This window comes from Streptomyces sp. NPDC054975 (assembly GCF_053609105.1).
This window is the reverse complement of the sequence record NZ_JBSGWV010000041.1, coordinates 35,921-56,779: the sequence shown is the minus strand read 5'-3', so window position 1 is coordinate 56,779 and position 20,859 is coordinate 35,921. Positions and strand designations below refer to the sequence as shown.

The following is a 20,859-nucleotide window of genomic DNA, read 5'->3' as shown; positions in this document are numbered from 1 at the left end:
CTCCGCCGCCTCGGGTGAGGCGGCGGAGGCCGGCGCCCGGGCCGGTATCGCGGCGCTGCGCCCGCGCGGCAGGCGAGGTCCGGGCCGGGGAGCGGCGTCAGCGGACGACGTCGAAGATCTGCTTCTGCAGGCCGTTGCCGTACACCTCGTGCTCGACGAGCTCCAGCTTCTGGACGTCCTTGTCGGTGGCGCTGAACAGGCGCTTGCCGGCGCCCAGCAGGAGCGGGAAGACGAGCAGGTGGTAGCGGTCGATGAGGCCCGCGTCGGACAGGGCCTGGTTCAGGGAGGCGCTGCCGTGGACGATGATCGGGCCGCCCTCGGTCTCCTTGAGCGCGGCCACGTCGTCGAGGGAGCGCAGGATCGTCGTCTCGCCCCAGTTGGAGACCAGCTGGTCGTCCGTGAGGGTGGTGGAGACGACGTACTTCGGCATCGTCTTGTAGTCGGCGAAGTCCTCCATGTCGGGCCACACCTGACTGAACGCCTCGTAGCTGACGCGTCCCAGCAGCATGGCCGCGGCTTCCTTCTGCTCGCGCCCCTTGATCTCGAAGGACTCGGGGACGAACTCGGTGTGCTTGAAGGTCCAGCCGGTGTTGCGGTAGCCGGGCTCGCCGCCCGGGCCTTCCACGACACCGTCGAGCGAGACGAAGGCCGTGCTGATCAGCGTACGCATGAGAGATCCCCTTGTGTGTGGCGTGTGCGGTCAGTGTTCAGGCGACGAGGCCGGTCAGCCAGCGTTGCCAGGCGGCTTGGGCTCCGTCGGTGTCCGGGGCGAAGAGGTGGTGGAACATCACCACCACACCGCGTCCGTGGTGGAAGGTGTAGATCCCGTCGGCGCCACGGACCTCGAAGCGCTCGTCGTCGGCCCAGGTCACCTCGCCGTCCATCGGCGGCAGCCCCGCCGGCTCGGCGTGCGCCCGGGCGCCCACGGAGACCGGTGTCTCCAGGGCGAGGCCACGGGCCAGGGCCTGACGGATCCGCTGCGCGGACAGCTCGCCCGACGGTGCCAGGGCGAAGACAGGGGCTCCGGTACGCCCCGGGAAGTGGGCCAGGTACTCGCGGAGCGTGTGGAGGTGGAAGGGCCAGCCGCGGCGCAGCGCGTCGTACTCGTCCTCCCAGTCGTCGCCGAGCAGGCCGCTGTGGACGACACGGAGCACCGTACTGCCGCCGTCGCGCCCCTCGACGAGGTACTCGATGGCCATGAACCGGCCGTCCTCGGCGTCCGGCGTGCGGACGGCGAAGCGCTTGCCGGGCTCGAAGGCGGTGATCACCGACTCCTCCCGGTGGCCGCCGGTGTCCATGGCGGCCGTACCGCCTTCGCGCGGCTCGACCTCGTTGCGGCCCATGAACCAGGAGTCGATTCCCGGGCCGGTGGCGATCGCGTCCCAGACCTGCTCCGGGCCGGCCGGGAGCACCGTCTCCAGCTCGATCTCGAAGGGGTGCGTCATGGCGCGTGCTCCTGTCGTGGTTCGGCTTCGGCCGTCTGCGCGGCCTCGTCCGCCTGCGCGGCGGGGATCTGGTGGAGCCCGACGACCACCCGGTGGCTGCGGCCCCCGGGCGCGAACTCGTCGTGGTAGCGGCCGACGAGAGTCGAGACGGCCTGGGCCAGTTCGTCGGCGAAGGCCGTACGGTCGGCCGCGGAGGCGAACCGCACCTCGGCGTCGATTCCGAAGGTGGCGAGCCCCTGCCGGGCCCGGGACGCGCCCGTCAGCAGGGTGCCGACCTCCTGCACCAGCCGGGACCCGAGGGCCAGCAGCCAGCGCGCGGAGAGCTGGTCCGGGGAGCGGGAGGGGTCCGGGCTGACGGCGGCCAGGGCGCTCGGGGAGATCACGTAGGACGCGGCGACGGCCTGGAAGATCCGCTCCGTGACGTTGCCCTTGCGCCGCTCCTCGGCCAGCTCGACGAGCCCGTGCCGCTCCAGCTCCTTCAGGTGGTAGTTCACCTTCTGCCGTGGCAGCCCGAGGCGGGCGGCCAGCATGGTGGCCGAGCCGGGCTCGGCGAGGGCGGCAAGGACCCGGGACCGGATCGGGTCCAAGGACGCCTCGGCCGCAGCGGGTTCTTCGATGACAGCTACGTCCAGCACCCCTCCAGGATTGCTCCGACGAATTTCCTTGTCAAGGAAATATTTCCTGTCGGTTCGAGGTCGGCGCATCCCTCCTGGTCAGTGGCGCCACTTTGGATCTTCCGCCGAGGGAGTGGGGCGTCCATGGTCGGGACGGCGCATTGCCCGCGCCGGGCTGCACCGTTTGGATGGCGGGATCAGGAGGGAACGCGCGAGTTCCGGTTCGGAAGTTGGCACGGAAAGAAGCGAATGGCATCCATGCTCGACGGCTGCACGCCCTGGCCCGAGGAGTTCGTCGACCGCTATTGGGCGGTCGGGCACTGGCGCGGCAACACGCTGGACAACCTCATGCGTGGTTGGGCCCTTCAGTACGGCCCTCGGACCGCGCTCGTCCACCGTGAAACCCGCCTCACGTACGCGGCCCTGAACCGGCGCGTGGACCGGATGGCCGCCGGTTTCCGGCTGCGGGGACTCAGGCCCGGGCAGCGGGTGGTCGTCCAGCTGCCGAACGTTCCCGAGTTCGTCACCACCGTCTTCGCGCTGATGCGCGCCGGCGCGGTCCCCGTGCTCTGCCCGCTCTCGCACCCCGCGTCCGGGGTGGCCGAGCTCGTACGGGTCACCCAGGCCGTCGGCTACGTCGCGTCCGCGACCCACCAGGGCTTCGACCCCACGGCGCTCGCGGCGGACATCGCGGCCCGATGGCCCTTCCTCCGGCGGGTGTTCACCCTTGAGGCGCCGGGGGCCGCGTCCCCGTACGGCGGGCTGACGACCGACCCGTCGGGCTGCCAGTACAGCCCGCTGGGCTCCATCGACGCCGCGCCCGAGCCGGCGCTCGCGCAGAGCGCCGACCAGGTGGCGTTCTTCCTGCTGTCCGGCGGCGGTCGCACCGCGGCGCCCCAGCTCGTTCCGCGCACCCACAACGACTTCGCCTATCAGGCGCGGGCCGCCGCCGAGCTGGTGTCGCTCACCGAGGACGACGTGTATCTCGCCGCGCTGCCCGCCGAGTCCGCCTTCGCCCTCGGCTCCCCCGGCATCGTCGGCACCCTTTCGGTCGGCGGCACCGTGGTCCTGGTCGAGGGCGCGGAGCCCTCCGAGTGCCTTCCGGTCGTCGAACAGGAGCGGGTCACCGTCACGTCGGTGTCGCCCGACGTCGCCCAGCTCTGGCTCGACGCCTCTCCCGCGGTCCAGGCCGACATGGGCTCACTGCGACTGCTGCAGATCGACGGCGCGCGCCTGAACCGGGAGACCGCCGAGCGGATCAGCTCCGCATGGGGCTGCCGTCCGCAGCGGGTCTTCGGCATGGCCGAAGGACTGCTCCTCCTCACCCGGCCCACCGATCCGGACGAGACCGTGCTCACCACGCAGGGCCGCCCGCTGTCGCCGGACGACCAGATCCGCGTCGTCGACGCCGACGGCAGGAACGTGCCCGACGGGGAGCCCGGGGAACTCCTCGTCCGTGGCCCGTACACCCCGCGTGGCTACTACCGTGCGCCCGAGCAGAACGCACGCTCCTTCACGCCCGACGGCTACTTCCGCACCGGCCACCTCGCGCGGCGCACGGCAGACGGCAACCTGGTGATGACGGGCCGCCTCACGGACGTACGGCAGCGGGCGGACGAGGAGGATCGGCCGGGCCGCTGAGGAGGCGGGACGGGCGCTCGGCCCTTCACCGACCGGCCCTGGGCGGCGCTCCCCGGCATGCGAGGCTCGGCGGAAGTCGGGAGACTGGTCCCATGGCGCACAAGGCACTCCTGGAGGGCGGCCCGGCCGACCTGTCGGCCCGGATCGTCCCGATCGAGACCCCCGGCGAGGACCTGAAGATCCGACACCGCGGCGGCTACGAACACTTCAAGGAGACCCCCCGCCGCGAGGACACGGCGGAGGGCACCCTACGGGTGTACGAGTGGTGGGAGCGCACGGAGATCGCCGAGTAGCGTTCCCTGCCGTGGTCGGCCGGGCAGACCCGTGAGCCGGCCTGCGGCGCCGATGTTCCAACGCCTCAGGCCACCGCGTGGAAAACCGCCAGGGTCAGGGTGACACCGGCCGCCCCGCCCAACAGCAGAGCGGTGATGGCCGCGGTCCGGCCGACACCCTGCTCGAACGGGACACTCGGCACGACCTTGTGCAGCACAGGCGCCACCACCGCGACGAGACCGAAGCCGATGCCAAGGCGCCAGAACGTGCCGCCCGCGCACGCGGCCTGGAAGCGACCTCCGCAACCGCCCGGTTCCACGGCGAAGCCCGTCACGACCAGGAACAACGCGCCGGCATACAGCGCGCCGAGCAGCATCGTCACGCCGAAGTCGACACGCCGCGCTCTGCCGGCGCTGTTGCCGCCAGCTGCCACGTCGCCCCCCAAGCGCGCTGAACCAAGAGAGTGGAGTCTACTGCGTCGGTGCCTTTTGCCCCGGGGGTCCTCCATCCCTCCCGCGATGACGACACTCAACTGCCGATCCGCACTGTCAGACCCGCGTGCGAGTGTGGGGTGTGGAGCTCGCCGGGGCTTCGGGGATCGGTCGTGGGGGCGTGGTGGTTGTGGGCAGTGGTGGGTGGGACGGTATGGGGTGGGACTGGACGGATGTGGACGACATCCGTCGGCGGCTGGAGCACGGGGCTGATCCGGAGGCGTGGAGCGGCGGGCGGCCGTTGCATCGGGCGGCGCTGTTCGGATCTCCGGAGGTGGTCGCGGAGTTGGCTCGGCGGGTCGCGGACGTGGACGCGTCGGAGGGCGGGGTGACGGCGTTGTGGGAGGCCGTCGTGTACCGCAAGCCGGAGAACGCACGGGCGCTCGTCGCCGCCGGAGCCGATCCCTGGCGGCCGTCGCTCGGTGGCTGGTCGCCGGGGCGGCTGAGTCTGGCCGGGCCGACACCGGAGCTGTTCACCGTGCCGGACGGCGTCGGGCTGTCCGAGGCCGAGCGCGCGGCCGCCGAGGAGGCCAGGCGGCTCGTCGAAGCGCTGGGCGGGTCTCACGACGAGGGCTTGGGCCTGGCGTGCGTGGCCGGCATCGGCGCGGCCGAAGCGGTACGGCGCCTGGAGGCGACGCCCGTGGGGGACGAGGTCATCGACGACGTGCTCGACGACCCGTACGCGTACGACGTGGACGAGACGCTGCTTCTCGTCGGCGTGACGTCGGTGCCCGGCGGCTGCATGGTGACCCAACCGTGGGGGTACGCGCCGCAGATGCCGGGTGTGCTGCGACGGCTCTCCCCCGGGACCGTGTGCTACGGCCTGTACGCCAACCCCAAGAGCGGGAACCAGGGGATGATCGCCCGCGACGGGTCCATCAAAGGCGGGGACCTGCACCCGGGCGGTGGCCCGTACGAGCACGACACCGCCGAGGAGATCCTGGCCTCCTACCTCTACCACGGCAACGCCGTGGCCTATTCGTGCGCCCACGTGGGGTTGCGCCCGTCCGACGCGCGCGGGGTCGTCGGGCCTCCCGACCGGTGGGTCCAGCTGCCGGAGCGTGACTACTGGCACGGGTGACGCACGCCGACCCCGGCTCGAGCCCTGCTGGGGCCGCACCCGCCGTGACGCCTGACCGCTACGCGGACGTCGTTCCCCGGGCCGCCGGGCCGCCGTTCGTCGGCGGGTAGCCGGGGCGGGCCGGGATCGGCGGCGCGCCGTGTGGGGAGGGCAGGGGCGGGAGGGACGGCTCGTACAGCCAGGCCTTCAGCAGGTCGTCCACCGGCTCGGTGGCGTACCGGGACACGTGGGCGGTGAAGCCGCTCGTGGTGACGACACCGTGGCGGTGGACGGTCGCCCAGTCGCGCAGCATCCGGAAGAACGCGCCCTCGCCCAGGGCGCAGCGGATCGCGTGCACGGCGAGACCGCCGCGTTCGTAGAGGCGGTCGTCGAACATCAGCTTGCGGCCCGGGTCGGCGAGTATCAGGTCCTGCGGGCGGCTGGAGAGCAGCCGGTGGGCGGCGGCGGCCAGGTCCTGCGCCGGCCGGCCGCCGGAGCGCTCCGACCAGAGCCACTCGGCGTACTTGGCCAGGCCCTCGTTCAGCCAGATGTGCCGCCAGTCGGCGATGGTCACGCTGTTGCCGAACCACTGGTGCGCCAGCTCGTGGGCGACGAGCCGCTCCGAACCCCGAACGCCGTCCACGTGGTTGGTGCCGAAGAGGGAGAGGCCCTGCGCCTCCACGGGGACGTCCAGCTCCTCGTCCGCGACGACGACCGCGTACTCGCCGAAGGGATACGGCCCGAACAGCTCCTCGAACAGCTGCATCATCGCGGGCTGCCGGGCGAAGTCCCGGGAGAAGGCCGGCAGGACGTGCGCCGGCACGTGCGCCGTCTGCGGAACACCGCCGAGCCCCGGGTCGCCGAGCAGCACCGTCTGGTGCATGCCGATGGCGAGGCCGACGAGGTAGCTGGGGGTCGGCGCGGACTGCTCGTACACCCAGGTGGTCGTGGAGGCCTTGGTGGTACGGGTGAGCAGCCGGCCGCCCGCCACCACGGTGTACGCGGACGGGGTGTTGACCGAGATCTGGTACGAGGCCTTGTCGGCCGGCCGGTCGTTGCAGGGGTACCAGGACGGCGCGCCGACGGGCTGGCTGGCCACCAGGGCGCCGTCGGTCAGCTCCTCCCAGCCGAGGCCGCCCCAGGGGCTGCGCACCGGCTTGGGGTTGCCCGCGTAGTGCACCTCGACGGTGAAGGCGGCGCCCGCGGGCAGCGGCTTGGCGGGCCGGAGGCGGAGCTTGCCGGCGCGGTGGGTGTAGTGCGGCGCGCGGCCGTCCACGAGGATCCGGCCGACCTTGAACTCGCCGAGGTTCAGGTGGAACTCGCTGAGGGGGGCCCGTCCCGCTATGGCGCTGATGCGGGCCGTCCCGGCCAGCCGGTTGGGGCCGGGACGGTATTCCAGCGCGAGTTCGTACCGGTGCACGCGGTACCGGGAGTCGCCGTTGGCCGGAAAGTACGGGTCCGACGCCGTTGTCTGCTGGCCGCTCACTGCCGCTTACGCTCCCTGCCCTGTGCTGTGCTGGTACTGCCCGTTCAGGGCCGCCACGCCTCGATCGGATTGCCCAGCCAGCGGGTGTCGGCAGGGACGGATTCCCCGGCCATCACGAGAGAGGCGGGGCCCAGGGTGCTGCGGGCCCCGACAGAACTGCCGGGCAGGACGATTCCGCCCGGGCCCAGGGTGGCGCCCTCGCGGAGGACCACAGTATCCGTCCTCAAGATCCGGTCGTGGAAGAGGTGGGTCTGCAATACGCAGCCCCGGTTCACGCTGACCGCGTCGCCGAGAACGACCAGGTCCGTCTCGGGCAGCCAGTAGCTCTCGCACCACACGCCCCGGCCGATCCGCGCACCGAGCCCGCGCAGCCACAGGGACATGACGGGCGTGCCGGGCACCGCGCCGACGAGCCACGGGACGGCCAGTACCTCGACGAAGGTGTCGGCCAGTTCGTTGCGCCAGACGAAGCCGCACCAGAGCGGGTGCTCGCCCGTGCGGTGCCGGCCGACCAGCAGCCACTTCGCCGTCACGGAGACCAGGCACGCGGCGACGCCCGCGGTGAGGAGGACCGCCCCGGAGAGCGGTGCGGCGCCCAGGATCCCGAGACCGCTCGCCGTCATCAGGGCGCAGAACGCCGCCACGGTGAGGACCGCGAGCGCGGCCGAGCAGAAGACCGGGAGGAGCCGGCACAGCTCCACCAGACCCCGCGCCCAGAGCAGCCGCGCGGGCGGGTCGTAGGTGCGGCTCTGGTCGGCGTCGGCGGCGGAGCGCGGCAGCTTGACCGGCGGCAGGCCCAGGTACGAGCTGCCCTTCTTGGCCTTCTTCGGGGTCGCGGACAACACGCCGACCAGGCCGTCGTCCGGCACGGTGCGGCCGGGCGCGGTCATGCCGGAGTTGCCGAGGAACGCCCGGCGGCCGATCTCGGAAGGGCCGATGCGCACCCAGCCGCCGCCCAGTTCGTACGGCGCGGTCAGGGTGTCGTCGGCGAGGAAGGCGCCCTCGCCGACAGTGGTCAGGCTCGGCAGGGCGAGCACCGTGGACACCTCGGCGCCCCGGCCGATCTTCATGCCGAGCAGGCGCAGCCAGACCGGGGTGATCAGCCCGGCGTAGAGCGGGAAGAGCGTCTCCCGCGCCAGGTCCATGAGCTGGGTGACGGTCCAGGCCTGCCAGGCGACCCGGCTGTGCGTCGGGTGGCTTCCGGTGCGCAGCCCGAGGCTGAGCAGCCGGACGGAGACCAGGACGAGCGCCGCGTACGCGAACCCGTAGGCGAGCGCGCCGGGCACCACGGCGAGCAGGGCGCCCTTCAGGGCCTCGGCGAGGCCGGCGTCGGCGGGCACGAAGAGGCTGACGACGAGCAGCGCGGGCAGGGCTGCGAGCACGGGCAGCGCGGTGAGGCAGAAGCCGGTCGCGCCGTATATGGCGCGCCAGGGGACGGCGCGCGGCGGTCGTTCCTTGGGCCAGTTGCGCTTGGCCTTGCCGAGCTTGACGGCCGGGGCTCCGGCCCAGCGCTGGCCGGTCGGGATGGTGCCCGCCACGGCGGAGCCGGGGGCCACCTCGGACCGCTTGCCGACCCGGGCGCCGGGGAAGAGCATGCTGCGGGTGCCGACGAGGGCGCCCGCGCCGACCTTGACCGGGCCGATCTCCAGCCGGTCGCCGTCCAGCCAGTATCCGGAGAGGTCCACCTCGGACTCGACGGCGCAGCCGCGGCCGAGCTTGAGCATGCCGGTGACCGGGGGCAGCGAGTGCAGGTCCACGTCGGGGCCGACCTTGGCGCCGAGGGCGCGGGCGTAACGTTCCAGCCAGGAGCCGGTGAGGGAGGTCGCGCCGACGCATTCGGCGAGCCGCTCGGCCGTCCAGAGCCGCAGGTGGACGCTGCCGCCGCGCGGGTGGCGCCCCGCCTTCACGCCGCGCAGCAGCAGCCGTGCGCCGCCCGCCGCGATCGCGAGCCGGCCGGGCGGGCTGAAGAGCAGGGCGGCTCCGGCGGCGACGAGCCACCAGGAGACGGTCGGCGCCCACGGATAGGCGCCGAACCAGTGCAGGACGTTCCCGAGCGCCAGCAGCGCGACCGTCCAGCGCAGACCGATGACGGTGAACAGCGGGAGCAGCAGGACCGTCTGCGTGATCTTGGCCCGGAGCGGGACCGGGGGGATGGTCCGGGCCGCGCCGTCGTCCTGGACGGACTTCTCCAGGCGCCGGGCCAGCTTGCGCAGGGTGGGCTGCTGGTAGATGTCGAGGACGGCGGCGCTCGGGTAGCGGGTGCGCAGCCGGGTGGTGAGCTGGGCGGCGGCGAGGCTGTTGCCGCCGATGGCGAAGAAGTCGTCGGTGGCGGCGGAGACGGCCACGCCGAGGGTCTCGCTCCACTGCTCGGCGAGCCAGGCCTCGGTGCCGTAGAGCTGCTCGGTCGGGCCGGGCGTCTCCAGCTCGGGCAGCGGCCAGGGCAGCGCGTCCCGGTCGACCTTGCCGGAGGTACGGGTCGGCAGCTCGGCGACGGGCGCGAGGAGGGGGACGAGTGCGGCGGGCAGCTCGGCGCGCAGCCGCTCGACGGCCGCCGCGTGGTCCCAGCCGTCCTGGGTGACGAGGTAGCCGACGAGCAGCTGGTTGCCGCTGCGCGCGGTGCGGACGGCGGCGGCCGCGCCGGCGACGCCGGGCAGGGCCTGCAGGGCGGCGTCGACCTCACCCAATTCGATCCGGCGTCCGCCGAGCTTGATCTGCTCGTCGCCACGGCCCAGGAAGACCAGACCCTCCGGTTCCGCGCGGACGAGGTCGCCGCTGCGGTAGGCGCGCTCCCAGCCGAGGGACTGCAGCGGGGCGTACTTCTCGGCGTCCTTCTCGGGGTCGAGGTAGCGGGCGAGGCCCACGCCGCCGATCACGAGCTGGCCGCTGCCGCCCATCGGCACCGGCTCGCCGGACTCGTCCACGACGGCCAGTTCCCAGCCGTTCAGCGGGAGGCCGATGCGAATCGGTTCTTCACCGGTCATGAGGGAGGCGCAGGCGACGACGGTGGCCTCGGTGGGGCCGTAGGTGTTCCAGACCTCGCGGCCCTCGGTGACGAGGCGCTGGGTCAGTTCGGGCGGGCAGGCCTCGCCGCCGAAGATCAGCAGCCGGACCTCGTCCAGGGTCTCCGGCTCCCAGAGCGCGGCGAGGGTCGGCACGGTCGAGACGACGGTGATCTCCTGCTCCACCAGCCAGGGGCCGAGGTCGGCGCCGCTGCGCACCTGGGAGCGCGGGACGGGCACGAGGCAGGCGCCGTAGCGCCAGGCCAGCCACATCTCCTCGCAGGAGGCGTCGAAGGCGACGGAGAGCCCGGCCATGACCCGGTCGCCGGGCCCGATCGGCTCCTCGACGAGGAAGAGCGCGGCCTCGGCGTCCACGAAGGCGGCGGCGCTGCGGTGGCTGACGGCGACGCCCTTGGGCTTGCCGGTGGAGCCGGAGGTGAAGATGATCCAGGCGTCCTGCTCGGGTCCGGGCCGCGCGGCGAGGGCACGCTCGTCGCCGCCACCGGTGACCTCGATGCGTCGGCCGGCACCGAGGATCGCCCGTACGCCCGCCTCGCCGAAGACGAGTTCGGCCCGCTCGTCCGGGTCCTCGGCGTCGACCGGCACATAGGCTGCGCCCGCGGCGAGGACGGCGAGGATCGCGGCGTACAGCTCGTTGGTCCCGGACGGCACGCGGACGCCGACCCGGTCGCCGAGGCCGACCCCGGCGGCCACCAGGTCCCGCCGCCTGCGCTCGACCTCCGTGGCCAGGGCCCGGTAGGTCAGCCGGGTCGCGCCGTCGTCCAGAGCCAGCTCGTCGGGGTGGGCCCGCACGGACTCCTCGAAGATGTCGATCAGGGTGCGCGGGGGCGCGGCGGGCCCGGCCGAGAACCGGGCGGCCTTGCCGGAATCGTCGCGCGTGTCCGCGTCGTCGAGGAGAGTGAGCTCACCGCTCTGAGGTGTGGCTGCCATCGGCCCTCGCGTCTCGTTCCCGGCGTCATCCGGGTCGTCGGCGGAGCCCGGGTCTGCCCGGGTTGTTCCGTTCCGACGCCAAACAGCCCGCCAGTCTAGTCCGTCAGGGAGGAATTTCTGGCCGACGCCTTGCGCGTGGCCGGGAAGGAGCGGTATTGGGGACGCGCCGTCATCCGCGTCGTGTCGGTCATCGCGGTGGGTTCCATGCGTCGGCGGCCTTGTCGAGTTCCTCGTCGAGGGCCATGGCCGCCGTGATCAGGGCGAGGTGGGTGAAGGCCTGCGGGAAGTTGCCCAGTTGCTCGCCGGACGGGCCGATCTCCTCGGCGAAGAGCCCGACATGGTTGGCGTACGTGAGCATCTTGTCCATCGCGTACCGGGCCTGGTCGAGGCGGCCCGCGCGGGCCAGCGCCTCGACGTAGAGGAAGCTGCAGAGGGAGAAGGTGCCCTCGGAGCCGCGCAGGCCGTCGGGAGAGGCTTCGGGGTTGTAGCGGTAGACCAGGCTGTCCGTGACAAGTTCGCGGTCCATCGCGTCGAGGGTGGTCAGCCATGAGGGAGCCTTCGGCGAGATGAAGCCGACCAGGGGCATGAGCAGCAGGGACGCGTCGAGGACGTCGCTGCCGTAATGCTGGACGAACGCCTGCCGCTCGGCGTTCCAGCCGCGTTCCATCACCTGGGTGAGGATCGCGTCCCGCTCCGCGGTCCAGCGTGGCAGGTCGGCGGGGCGGGCGTACTGGGTGGCGAGACGGACGCCCCGGTCGAGGGCGACCCAGCACATCATCCGGCTGTACGTGAAGTTTTTGCGGCCGCCGCGGGTCTCCCAGATGCCCTCGTCGGGTCGGTCCCAGTTGCCGGCGAGCCAGTCGAGGAGTGCGGCGAACCCCTTCCACGCCTCGTATCCGGCGAGTTCGGCGAGGTCCGGGGAGTGGGTCATCGCGTAGGCGAACTCGCCGTAGATGTCGAGCTGGAGCTGGTCGGCCGCCCCGTTCCCGGCCCGGACGGGGGCGGAGTCGCGGTAGCCGGAGAGGTGGTCCAGGATCTCCTCGGGCAGCCGGGGGTCGCCGTCGATCCGGTACATGATCTGCATCGGTTCGCCGCCGGGCGGCCGGGGCCCGCGGAAGCGGGCGCCGAGCCAGCGGCGGAAGGCGTCGGCCTCGTCGACGTAGCCGAGGTCGAGCAGGACGCGCACGGAGAGGGACGCGTCGCGGATCCAGGTGTAGCGGTAGTCCCAGTTCCGCTCGCCGCCGATCTGTTCCGGGAGGCCCATGGTGGCGGCGGCGACGGGGGCTCCGGTCGGGGCGTGGATGAGCAGTTTGAGGGTGATGGCCGAGCGGTTGACCATCTGCTGCCAGCGGCCCCGGTAGCGGCAGCGGCGGATCCACCGGTGCCAGAAGGTGTGGGTCTGCCGCAGCTCCTCCTGCAGCGTCGGCGCGGTGACGGGCCCGAGGCCGGCGGCACCCGTGGAGGAGGTCTCCAGGACGATCCCGGCGACCTCACCCTGCCGGAGGGTGACGGTGGCGCGGACGTCCTGGCCGTCGGCGTCCAGGGGGACGGAGCTGCGCAGGTGCACGTCGAGGCCGGGGCCGTGGAAGGTGGCGGCGTCGCCGTCGAGGGTGAGGGTGTGCGGGGCGCGGCCGTAGTCGAAGCGCGGTCGGCACTGGATGCCGAAGGTGAGGGTCCCCCGCACGACGCGCAGGGCGCGGACCAGGCGGTGTCGGTCGGTGGCCACGTCCGGCCGCTCGCCCACGGGCATGAAGTCGACCACCTCGCCGACCCCTTCCGGGGTGAGGAAGCGGGTGATCAGGATGGCGGTGTCGGAGAGGTAGAGCTGGCGGACGGTCATGTCGTCGAGCGCGGGAGCGATGGTGAAGTGCCCGCCGCGTTCCTGGTCGAGGAGGGCGGCGAAGATGCTCGGTGAGTCGAAGCGGGGCGTGCAGAACCAGTCGACCGCGCCGCCCGCGGAGACGAGGGCGGCGGTCTGGAGGTCGCCGATCAGCCCGTGGTCCGCGATCGGTGGGTAGCCCGGCACGAAGGACCTCGCTTCCACGGCCCGCCGGCTCCGGGACCGGAGCGGCTCGTCGTCTCCGCTCCACGCAACCCGCCGTCGTCCGCCTCGGCAACACGGGGCGACCGACCGGGCGAACGGGCGCGCCGGCGTGTGGCGGCGCGCGTCCCCTTCCCGAGCGCCGGCGCGGCGCGGCGTGCGCCCTTTCCTTGCGCCCTGCGCGCGACGTGCGTCCCCTTCCGGCGCACCAGTGCGGGGGTGCATGCGTTCCCTTCCCGTGCACCAGTACGGGGCGGCGTGCGCACCCTTCCCTCCAACCCGACCAGTCGGTATGTTGCGGGTGCCGCTGACGAGCTCTCCTGGAGGCCTCATGTCCGAGCCCGACCCCGCCGGTGCGCCGGTCCCCACCGTCGAAGGGCACTGCGACGCCCGCTTCGCCGCCGTACGGGACGCATTCGAGACCAACTTCCGTACGAGGGACGAACTCGGCGCCGCGGTGACGGTCCAGGTCCACGGCGAGACCCTGGTCGATCTGTGGGGCGGATGGGCGGACGCCGCCCGTACGCGCCCGTGGGAACGCGACACCGTGGCCAACGTCTGGTCGACCACCAAGGGCGTGACCGCGCTCTGTGCCCACCTCCTGGCGGACCGCGGACTGCTCGACCTGGACGCGCCGGTGGCCGCGTACTGGCCCGAGTTCGGCGCGGCGGGCAAGGAGACGCTCCCCGTCCGCTTCCTCCTCTCCCACCGCGCGGGGCTGTCAGGCCTGCGCGAGCCGCTCACCCTCGCGGAGTTCTACGACTGGGAGGTGACGACCTCGCGGCTCGCCGCGATGGAGCCGTGGTGGGAACCCGGCACGCGCTCCGGCTACCACGCGCTGACGTACGGCTTCCTGGTCGGCGAGGTGATCCGACGCGTCACCGGACAGCTGCCGGGAGCCTTCCTCCGCGAGGAGATCACCGGGCCGCTCGACATCGACTTCACCATCGGCCTGCCGGACAAGGAGGCGGCCCGGGCGGCCGAGCTGGTGCGCCCCCGGGTCTCCTCGTCGAGCGAACAGGCCGCGCTCTTCGCCCAGTTGGAGCCCGCCGCACAGGCCGCCCTGGCCAATCCGCCCGTCGGTGCCACCGAGGCCAACAGCTCCGCGTGGCGCGCGGCCGAACTGCCGGCGGCCAACGGCCACGGAACGGCCCGCGCGGTCGCCTCGCTGTACGGCGTGTTCGCCGGACGCGGCCGGTCCGAGGGGCGGGTGATCCTCTCGGAAACGGCCGCCGAACGGGCCCGCGAGGGCCAGGGGTCCTGCCGGGACCTGGTGCTCGGCGCGGGCTTCGCCCACGACACGGAGTGCGCCCTCGGCCTCTGGCTCAGCGGCCACAACGCCTCCTACGGCCCCAACCCGCGCGCCTTCGGACACGACGGCTTCGGTGGCTCCTGCGGCCTCGCGGACCCCGAGGCGGGGGTCTCCCTCGGCTACGTCATGAACCGCATGGGCCCGCACATCGCGGACGACCCACGCAAGATGGCTCTGGTCGAGGCGGTGTACGCGGCGCTGTGAACGCGCTCAGGGCGCCGGTGCGCGCCGGTGCCCGTGCTCCACGCGCCCCCGCACTCACCCCCGACCACCGCCTCGACCAGGCCTGATGCCGACGGGGTCGAAGTGTGGGACCAGGCGTCGACTTGCGGATTCCGTGCACCCTCCGGCGCGAAAACGATCACAATGTGGAGGAGACGTGTACACCGAGTCGATAGGAAGTCAGCGTGACGCCTCCTCAAGTTCCCGCCCCGCAGCCCGACCCGGCCGCCACCGACCCCGCCCTCGGCCCGGTCTTCGACGTGGTCCCCGCGTTGGACGGGGAGTTGTGCTTCGACGGCGACGCCCTGGAAGCCGCGTCCGGCGACTTCGGGCGCATGGTCCGCCAGGCGCCCGCCGCGGTTCTCAAGCCCGGCTCGGCCGAGGACGTCGCCACGATGGTCCGCCACTGCAGGGAGCGGGGACTGAAGGTCGCCGGCCGGGGGCAGGGGCACTCCACCCACGGGCAGGCCCAGGTACCGGCCGGACTGGTCGTCGACCTCGGTTCCCTCGACTCCGTCGAGATCCACGGCAACACCGCCGTCGTGCAGAGCGGGGCACGGTGGAGCACCGTGGTCCGGGCGTCCCTGCCCCTGGGCCTCACCCCGCCGGCCTTCACCGACTACCTGGAACTGTCCGTGGGCGGCACGCTGTCCGCCGGCGGCCTGGGCGGCCAGATAGGCCACCACGGCACACAGGTCGACAACGTCCTCGAACTCGAAGTGGTCACCGGTGAGGGCGAGCTCACGACATGCTCGCCCACCGTGCGCCCGGACCTGTTCCGGGCCGTGCTCGGCGGCCTCGGTCAGTGCGCGATCATCACCCGCGCCACCCTCGCGCTGGTCCCCGCGCCCCGCTTCGTACGGCAGTACACCCTGACGTATCCCAGCGTCGCCGCGCTCACCGCGCAGGAGGCGGAGCTGATCAGGGAGGGACGGTTCGACTACCTCATCGGCCAGGCGCGGCTCACCCCGGACGGCTGGACCTACTTCATCGAGGCCGCCTCCTACGACGCGACCGCCGCCGACGACGCCCGGCTCACCGACGGCCTGGAGCACACCTCGGCAGAGGCCCAGGACGTGGAGTACTTCGACTTCCTCGACCGGATCGCCCCGACGATGGACCTGTTCGAGTCCCTGGGCGAGTGGGCACGGCCCCACCCCTGGTACGACAGCCTGCTCCCCGCGTCCACGGTGAACGACGTCGTCACGGAGACGCTCTCCGGTCTGAAGGCCGGTTCGATCGGCGCGAGCGCGGTCATCCTGCTGTACCCCGTGCTCACCGCCAAGTGCCGGACCCCGCTCCCGGTCATGCCGGACGAGGATCTCGTCTACCTCTTCTCCCTCCTCAAGACCGCCTCCCCCGGAGCGGACTCCGCCGAGGAGATGGTCGCCGCCAACCGCGTCCAGTACGACGCCACCGTCGAGGCGGGCGGCTGCTGGTACCCGATCGGTTCCGTCCCGCTCACCAGGGACGACTGGGTCCGCCACTTCGGCCCCTTCTGGGACGAGTTCCGGACCACGCGCCACCGCTACGACCCCGACGGCATCCTCACCCCCGGCCAGCGCATCTTCTGAGCCCGGCCCGGCACGGCGGCACGCCGGTCGGCGAAGATGGTGGGGTCACCCGCCGCAGCACGCGAGGAGCGTCCGCCCTGATGTCCACCACCGGTTCCGGTCCCGGTACGAGGCCGCCGACGATCGCCGACGTCGCCAAGGCCGCCGGTGTGTCGCGTACGACGGTCTCGCACGCCCTCAACGGGCTCGGCAAGGTCGATCCCCGGACCCGGGAACGGATCAAGCAGGTCGCCGCGGACCTCGGGTACCGGCCCAACCTGCGGGCCCAGCGGCTGCGGCGCGGGGAGGCGAAGGCGATCGCGCTCGCCTCCTCCATGCCGTTCGCGGTGGCGGGAGGACCCTCCCGGCTCGGGTTCTACATGGAGGTCGCGGCCGCGGCCGCCGAGAGCGCCCTGCTGCACGACTACGCGCTGGTGCTCGTGCCACCCGTGCAGTCCGGGTCGGCGCTGTACGCCGTCGACATCGACGGGGCGATCGTGGTGGAACCCGACGCCGAGGATCCGGCGGTCGCCGCCCTGAAGGAACGCGGGCTGCCGTACGTGACCCTCGGCAGGCCCGTGTCGCCCGCCGGGGACGCTCCGTCGGGGGACGTGCCGTACGTCGATCTGCGTGGCGGGCTCGTCGCCGAGCTGCTGCTCGCCCATCTGCACGAACAGGGGGCCCGCCGGCCCGCCCTGCTCGTCGGCTCCGGCCGTCGGCACTCGGCCGTGGACGCCCGTGCCGCATACGAGCGGCTCGCGGAGGAGCACGGCTGGGCTCCCCTCGTGGCGACCGCTCCCGAGGCGGGCGGTGAGCAGGCCGGGTACGAACGGTGTGCGGCCCTGCTCGCCGAGCATCCCGAGATCGACGCCGTCTGCGCGCTGGTGGACGCCTTCGCGGTGGGCGCGGTCCGTGCGGTCCGGGACAGCGGGCGCGCCGTACCGGACGACGTCATGGTCGTCACCCGGTACGACGGCCTGCGGGCCCGGACCTGCGAACCGCCCCTGACCGCCGTCGACCTGCACCTGGACCGGGCGGCGGCCGACGCGGTGACGCTGCTCCTGGGCCGGCTGCGCGGCGGCGCCGACGCGGGCGCGGCCACGCTCGTGACGACGGTTCCGGAACCGCGGGTCATCCCCCGCGCCTCGTCGCTGCGGAGCACGGCGGAGACGTGAGCGTCCGTAGCGGTACACCAGGGGCGTGAGCGTCCGTAGCGGTACACCGGGGGCGTGAGCGTCCGTAGCGGTACGGGTCACAGACCCAGCATCAGCAGCGCCCCCGAGACGAGGGCGAAGCCGAGCACGAAGAGCCGCATCCGCCGCGCGTCGATCCGCTGGTGCACCAGCTGGCTCAGCCACGCCCCCACGGCGATCGCGGGTACCAGGGCGAGCGCCCAGCCGAGGTCGGCCGGCCGCCCCTCCCCCGTCGCGAACAGCAGGAGCAGCGAGGCGACTTCACCGACGAGGAAGCACAGGGCGACGGTGGACCGCAGTTCCGCCGGTGGCCGGTGCTGGTAGACGAGCGCGAGCGGCGGGCCGCCCACCCCCGTCGCCGTCTCCGTCAGTCCCGTCACCGCGCCCGCGCCCACATAGGCGGCCCGGCCCGGCGTGAACGCGGGCGCGGCCAGGCTCACGACGGCCGCGAGCACGGTGGCGACGCCCACGAACAGACCGAGGCTGCGCTCCGGTATGAGCCACAACAGCGCCAGTCCGCCGGGGGTGGCCGCGAGGCGTGCGGCGGTGATCCAGCCCGCGCCCCGCAGGTCGAGCGAGGACCGCTCGCGCCAGGCGACGTACAGGTTGAGCGGGATCATCGACGCCAGGACGAACACGGGGAGCAGGAGGGGATCGAGGATTCCGGCCACCGGGGCGACGATGAGCGCGAAACCGAGCCCGCTGCTGCCCTGGACGAACGCGGCAGCCGCCACGGTGACGGCGAGGACCGCCAGTGTCGCGGCGGTCACCTCGCCGTCCTCTCCGCCCGCGCCGCCGTCGACGTGGGATGGACGCGGGTGACGGCGGCGCCTCCCACGGCCCTGCGGGACAACTCGGATGCCCGGCGTACGAGGGCGGCCCCGTCCCAGTCGACGGGCCGGCCGCCCCACAGGCGCAGCCGGCCGGCGACGAACACACCGGTGATCTGGTCGCGGTTGCCGCGCCGTACCAACTCCCAGGGCAGGTCCCAGGAGAGCGCGAGTTCCGGGTTGGTGACGTCGACGAGGAGGAAGTCGGCGGCCAGGCCCTCGGCGATCGTGCCGGTCCGTGTGCCGAGGCCGACGACGTCGGCTCCGCCGCGCGTGGCGGCCTCCAGCCAGGTCCAGCCGGCGCCGCAGGACGAGTCGCCGGTGGCGAGCCCGTACGCGAGTCGCTGGGCGAACTCGGCGGCCTCGGCGAGCCGGAATCCGTCGCCGCGCGTGCCGTCGGTGCCGAGCCCGAAGCGGATGCCGCGTTCGGCCATGGCGGTGGCGGGCGCGACGGCGTTGCCCTTCCAGGCACTGGCCACGGGGTTGTAGCTGACGGCGGTGCCGGTCTCCGCGAGGAGGGTGAGTTCGCGCGGGGTGAGGAGGGTGGCGTGCGCGGCGAGCAGGTGCGGCCCCAACACGCCGATCTTGTGGAGGTGTTCCAGCGGCCGCAGTCCATGGCGTACCAGGGAGCGTTCGACCCCCGCCAGGTGCTCGTTGACGTGGATCTGGAGGACCGCTCCGGACTCCGCAGCCAGACGGGCGGTGAGCCGGAGGGTCTCCTCGGTGGCGGCCTCGGGGATGGAGACCGCGAGGGAGGAGTGGATCAGCGGGTCCCCGTCGTAGCGCGCGAGGTGCTTCTCGGCATCGTCCGGGACGGACTGGGTCTCGTTGTCGGCGTCGTTGCAGACCAGGGCCAGGACGCAGCGGATTCCGGCGTCCCGTGCGGCCGAGGCCACGACGTCCACGTCGACATCGGCGCGGGTGCCCGCGTCGGCGACGGTGGTGAACCCGCCGCGCAGGGCTTCGAGCGCGGCCAACTTGGCCGCCACGTACGCCGATTCCTCGTCCAGCGCGCCTTCCAGCGGCACCCACACCCTACGGAAGATCTCCGACGGCTCCCCGAAGGCGAGCGCGGCGCCGAAGCTCTGGGTGAGGTGGTGGTGTGCGTCGACGAAGCCCGGCATCAGGACATGTCCCGGGAGGCGGATCGGATCGAGGTGTGCGTGGGTCCGTGTCAGTTCCTCGACGGGTGCCACACGGTGGAAGGACCCGGCGGCGACGACGACCGCGTGGCCGTGGGCAGGGCCCTCGGGCAGCAGAACGGCATCCGGTACGAGGAGGAGGGGACGGCCTGAGCGGGTCAGGGCGTCACGGGTGAGCTGGTTCATCGATCGCTTTCCGTACGAGGGGTGCCCGGGCGGGTTCCGCCGAGGCGCGCGGTGGCCAGGCGGGGCCTGACGTGGTGGAAGAGGACGTTGAGGACGGCGGCGACGAACGCGCCGACGGCGACGCCGCTTTCGAGGAGGATGCGGAGGTTCGGCGGGAAGCCGCCGTACACGCCGGGCACGAGGATCGGGAGAAGCCCGAGCGCGAGGGCGACGGCGCAGATGAACGTGCTGGTGTGCTTGTCGAGGTCCGAGCGGCCGAGCATCTGGACGCCGAGCACGGTGATCACGGCGAAGACGACCATCGCGGTGCCGCCGACGACAGCGGACGGGATGACGCTGATCGCCCGGGTCACGGGACCGAGGAAGCCGATGAGGATGAGGACCACTCCGGCCGCGGCGGTCACGAACCGGCTGCGGACGCCGGTGACACGGACGATGCCGATGTTCTCGCCGCTGGTGACCATGAGCGGCAGCCCGAAGAGTCCGCCGAAGAGCGAGGTGAGCGCATCGCCCCGGACGGTCTTGGGGACCTCGGAGCGGGTGTCGATCTCCTTGCCGACGGCTTCCGCGTTGATGACGGTCTGGCCGGTGGCCTCCGCCATGGAGGCGAGGCAGTAGAGCATCAGGGGCAGCGCGGCGACCAGGTTGAACTGGGGCGAGCCGAACGGCATCAGCTGCGGCAGGGTGAGCAGGCCGCCGTCGGCGGCGCGGCCGAGATCGATGGTGCCGAGGACGGCGGCGAGGGCGGTGCCGGCGAGGAGGCCGAGCATGACGGCGAGTTGGCGCAGGATGCCGCTGAAGAGCAGGTAGAAGCCGACGGTGAAGCCGATGGTGGCCAGGCCCAGGCCGAGGTTGACGGGATCGGCGAAGCCGTGCGTCCCGGGGCGTCCGGTGACGAGGACCGCACCGACCTTCACCAGGTTGATGCCGACGATGACGATCATCGTGCCGATGACGAGCGCCGGGAAGAAGGCCAACAGCCGTGAGAAGACGGGCAGTACGACGAAGTAGAAGCCGGCGGTGAGGATCACCGCGCCCGCGGCCGTGCGCAGACCGTGCTGCTCGGCGATGGCGAGGAAGAGGATGAGCGGCGCGCCTCCCGGCAGCATCACGAACGGCAGCCGGGGCCCGAACTTCCAGGGGCCGAGGGACTGGATCAGGGATCCGACCCCCGAGAGCACGAACGCCGCCGAGAGCAGATTGACGGTCAGGCCGGGGTCGAGGCGGAGGGTCGCGCTCATCAGGAAGATCGCCGAGATGGGGGTGGCGGCCATGACGAGCACGTGCTGGACCCCGAAGAGCAGGATCTTGCCCAGGGGGCGGGACTGGTCGACGGGGTGGGTCGTGGCGGGGACGTCGGCGGCGCGGGGCGGCGCGTCGGCGTCGAGGGCGCGGGGCGCCTCAGGGACGTCGGCGGCGT

The 20,859-nt window shown here is 72.9% G+C and carries 16 protein-coding genes; 6 read left to right on the top strand and 10 right to left on the bottom strand.

Features of this window, described 5'->3' with window-relative positions; translation table 11 throughout:
- Positions 1 to 97: 97 nt before the first annotated feature.
- Genes ACWF79_RS27410 through ACWF79_RS27400 form a run of 3 tightly spaced genes read right to left on the bottom strand, consistent with a single transcriptional unit; the run spans position 98 to position 2,080 of the window.
- Positions 98 to 670, bottom strand: a complete 573-nt coding sequence (locus ACWF79_RS27410; RefSeq protein ID WP_453730826.1) for a dihydrofolate reductase family protein — start codon at positions 668 to 670, stop codon at positions 98 to 100.
- Between the two features lie 37 nt (positions 671 to 707).
- The gene (locus ACWF79_RS27405) at positions 708 to 1,445 is read right to left on the bottom strand and encodes an SRPBCC family protein (protein WP_453730825.1); all 738 of its coding nucleotides are present in this window, start codon (positions 1,443 to 1,445) and stop codon (positions 708 to 710) included.
- Positions 1,442 to 2,080, bottom strand: a complete 639-nt coding sequence (locus tag ACWF79_RS27400; protein WP_453730824.1) for an ArsR/SmtB family transcription factor — start codon at positions 2,078 to 2,080, stop codon at positions 1,442 to 1,444. The genes ACWF79_RS27405 and ACWF79_RS27400 overlap by 4 nt, the downstream gene beginning before the upstream one ends.
- Before the next feature lie 228 nt (positions 2,081 to 2,308).
- Here ACWF79_RS27400 and ACWF79_RS27395 point away from each other — a divergent pair, with 228 nt between their 5' ends.
- Both ACWF79_RS27395 and ACWF79_RS27390 read left to right on the top strand, forming a co-directional pair.
- The gene (locus tag ACWF79_RS27395; protein WP_453730823.1) at positions 2,309 to 3,700 is read left to right on the top strand and encodes a (2,3-dihydroxybenzoyl)adenylate synthase; all 1,392 of its coding nucleotides are present in this window, start codon (positions 2,309 to 2,311) and stop codon (positions 3,698 to 3,700) included.
- A 92-nt stretch (positions 3,701 to 3,792) separates the two neighbouring features.
- Positions 3,793 to 3,993: a DUF5988 family protein gene (locus tag ACWF79_RS27390; RefSeq protein ID WP_453730822.1), complete on the top strand. Its 201-nt coding sequence runs from the start codon at positions 3,793 to 3,795 to the stop codon at positions 3,991 to 3,993.
- 65 nt (positions 3,994 to 4,058) lie between these two features.
- Here the strand turns inward: ACWF79_RS27390 and ACWF79_RS27385 are convergent, their stop codons facing one another.
- Entirely contained in the window at positions 4,059 to 4,355 is a 297-nt protein-coding gene (locus ACWF79_RS27385) for a hypothetical protein (protein WP_453730821.1), read from the bottom strand.
- A gap of 263 nt (positions 4,356 to 4,618) precedes the next feature.
- Between ACWF79_RS27385 and ACWF79_RS27380 the strand changes: the two genes are divergently transcribed.
- Complete coding sequence (locus ACWF79_RS27380; protein WP_453730820.1) at positions 4,619 to 5,545, top strand: ankyrin repeat domain-containing protein; 927 nt, start codon at positions 4,619 to 4,621, stop codon at positions 5,543 to 5,545.
- Between the two features lie 58 nt (positions 5,546 to 5,603).
- Here ACWF79_RS27380 and ACWF79_RS27375 read toward each other — a convergent pair whose 3' ends face one another.
- From ACWF79_RS27375 to ACWF79_RS27365, 3 genes are all read right to left on the bottom strand, one after another.
- On the bottom strand, positions 5,604 to 7,010 hold the full coding sequence (locus ACWF79_RS27375) for a M1 family metallopeptidase (protein WP_453730819.1): 1,407 nt from the start codon (positions 7,008 to 7,010) through the stop codon (positions 5,604 to 5,606).
- Between the two features lie 44 nt (positions 7,011 to 7,054).
- Positions 7,055 to 10,960, bottom strand: a complete 3,906-nt coding sequence (locus tag ACWF79_RS27370) for a Pls/PosA family non-ribosomal peptide synthetase (protein ID WP_453730818.1) — start codon at positions 10,958 to 10,960, stop codon at positions 7,055 to 7,057.
- 187 nt (positions 10,961 to 11,147) lie between these two features.
- Entirely contained in the window at positions 11,148 to 12,986 is a 1,839-nt protein-coding gene (locus tag ACWF79_RS27365; RefSeq protein ID WP_453730830.1) for a glycoside hydrolase family 15 protein, read from the bottom strand.
- A gap of 346 nt (positions 12,987 to 13,332) precedes the next feature.
- Here ACWF79_RS27365 and ACWF79_RS27360 point away from each other — a divergent pair, with 346 nt between their 5' ends.
- The 3 genes from ACWF79_RS27360 to ACWF79_RS27350 all read left to right on the top strand — a co-directional run bounded on the left by ACWF79_RS27360 (position 13,333) and on the right by ACWF79_RS27350 (position 17,263).
- Entirely contained in the window at positions 13,333 to 14,517 is a 1,185-nt protein-coding gene (locus ACWF79_RS27360; RefSeq protein WP_453730817.1) for a serine hydrolase domain-containing protein, read from the top strand.
- A gap of 203 nt (positions 14,518 to 14,720) precedes the next feature.
- The gene (locus ACWF79_RS27355; protein WP_453730816.1) at positions 14,721 to 16,109 is read left to right on the top strand and encodes an FAD-binding protein; all 1,389 of its coding nucleotides are present in this window, start codon (positions 14,721 to 14,723) and stop codon (positions 16,107 to 16,109) included.
- Between the two features lie 80 nt (positions 16,110 to 16,189).
- Complete coding sequence (locus tag ACWF79_RS27350) at positions 16,190 to 17,263, top strand: LacI family DNA-binding transcriptional regulator (RefSeq protein WP_453730815.1); 1,074 nt, start codon at positions 16,190 to 16,192, stop codon at positions 17,261 to 17,263.
- Between the two features lie 77 nt (positions 17,264 to 17,340).
- Here the strand turns inward: ACWF79_RS27350 and ACWF79_RS27345 are convergent, their stop codons facing one another.
- From ACWF79_RS27345 to ACWF79_RS27335, 3 genes are read right to left on the bottom strand one after another with little or no spacing between them, the layout of a single operon-like run.
- Positions 17,341 to 18,051: a sulfite exporter TauE/SafE family protein gene (locus tag ACWF79_RS27345; protein WP_453730814.1), complete on the bottom strand. Its 711-nt coding sequence runs from the start codon at positions 18,049 to 18,051 to the stop codon at positions 17,341 to 17,343.
- Complete coding sequence (locus tag ACWF79_RS27340; RefSeq protein ID WP_453730813.1) at positions 18,048 to 19,439, bottom strand: amidohydrolase family protein; 1,392 nt, start codon at positions 19,437 to 19,439, stop codon at positions 18,048 to 18,050. Before ACWF79_RS27340 ends, ACWF79_RS27345 begins: the two co-directional genes overlap by 4 nt.
- Positions 19,436 to 20,746, bottom strand: coding sequence for a uracil-xanthine permease family protein (locus ACWF79_RS27335; RefSeq protein ID WP_453730829.1), 1,311 nt, complete (start codon positions 20,744 to 20,746; stop codon positions 19,436 to 19,438). Before ACWF79_RS27335 ends, ACWF79_RS27340 begins: the two co-directional genes overlap by 4 nt.
- Positions 20,747 to 20,859 lie beyond the last annotated feature (113 nt).

Bases quoted from the DNA above. Each gene is read 5' to 3' on its own strand.
- ACWF79_RS27360 (WP_453730817.1), top strand. From the start codon at position 13,333: ATGTCCGAGCCCGACCCCGCCGGTGCGCCGGTCCCCACCGTCGAAGGG.
- ACWF79_RS27405 (WP_453730825.1), bottom strand. From the start codon at position 1,445: ATGACGCACCCCTTCGAGATCGAGCTGGAGACGGTGCTCCCGGCCGGC.
- ACWF79_RS27390 (WP_453730822.1), top strand. From the start codon at position 3,793: ATGGCGCACAAGGCACTCCTGGAGGGCGGCCCGGCCGACCTGTCGGCC.
- ACWF79_RS27395 (WP_453730823.1), top strand. From the start codon at position 2,309: ATGGCATCCATGCTCGACGGCTGCACGCCCTGGCCCGAGGAGTTCGTC.
- ACWF79_RS27380 (WP_453730820.1), top strand. From the start codon at position 4,619: ATGGGGTGGGACTGGACGGATGTGGACGACATCCGTCGGCGGCTGGAG.
- ACWF79_RS27350 (WP_453730815.1), top strand. From the start codon at position 16,190: ATGTCCACCACCGGTTCCGGTCCCGGTACGAGGCCGCCGACGATCGCC.
- ACWF79_RS27370 (WP_453730818.1), bottom strand. From the start codon at position 10,960: ATGGCAGCCACACCTCAGAGCGGTGAGCTCACTCTCCTCGACGACGCG.
- ACWF79_RS27410 (WP_453730826.1), bottom strand. From the start codon at position 670: ATGCGTACGCTGATCAGCACGGCCTTCGTCTCGCTCGACGGTGTCGTG.
- ACWF79_RS27340 (WP_453730813.1), bottom strand. From the start codon at position 19,439: ATGAACCAGCTCACCCGTGACGCCCTGACCCGCTCAGGCCGTCCCCTC.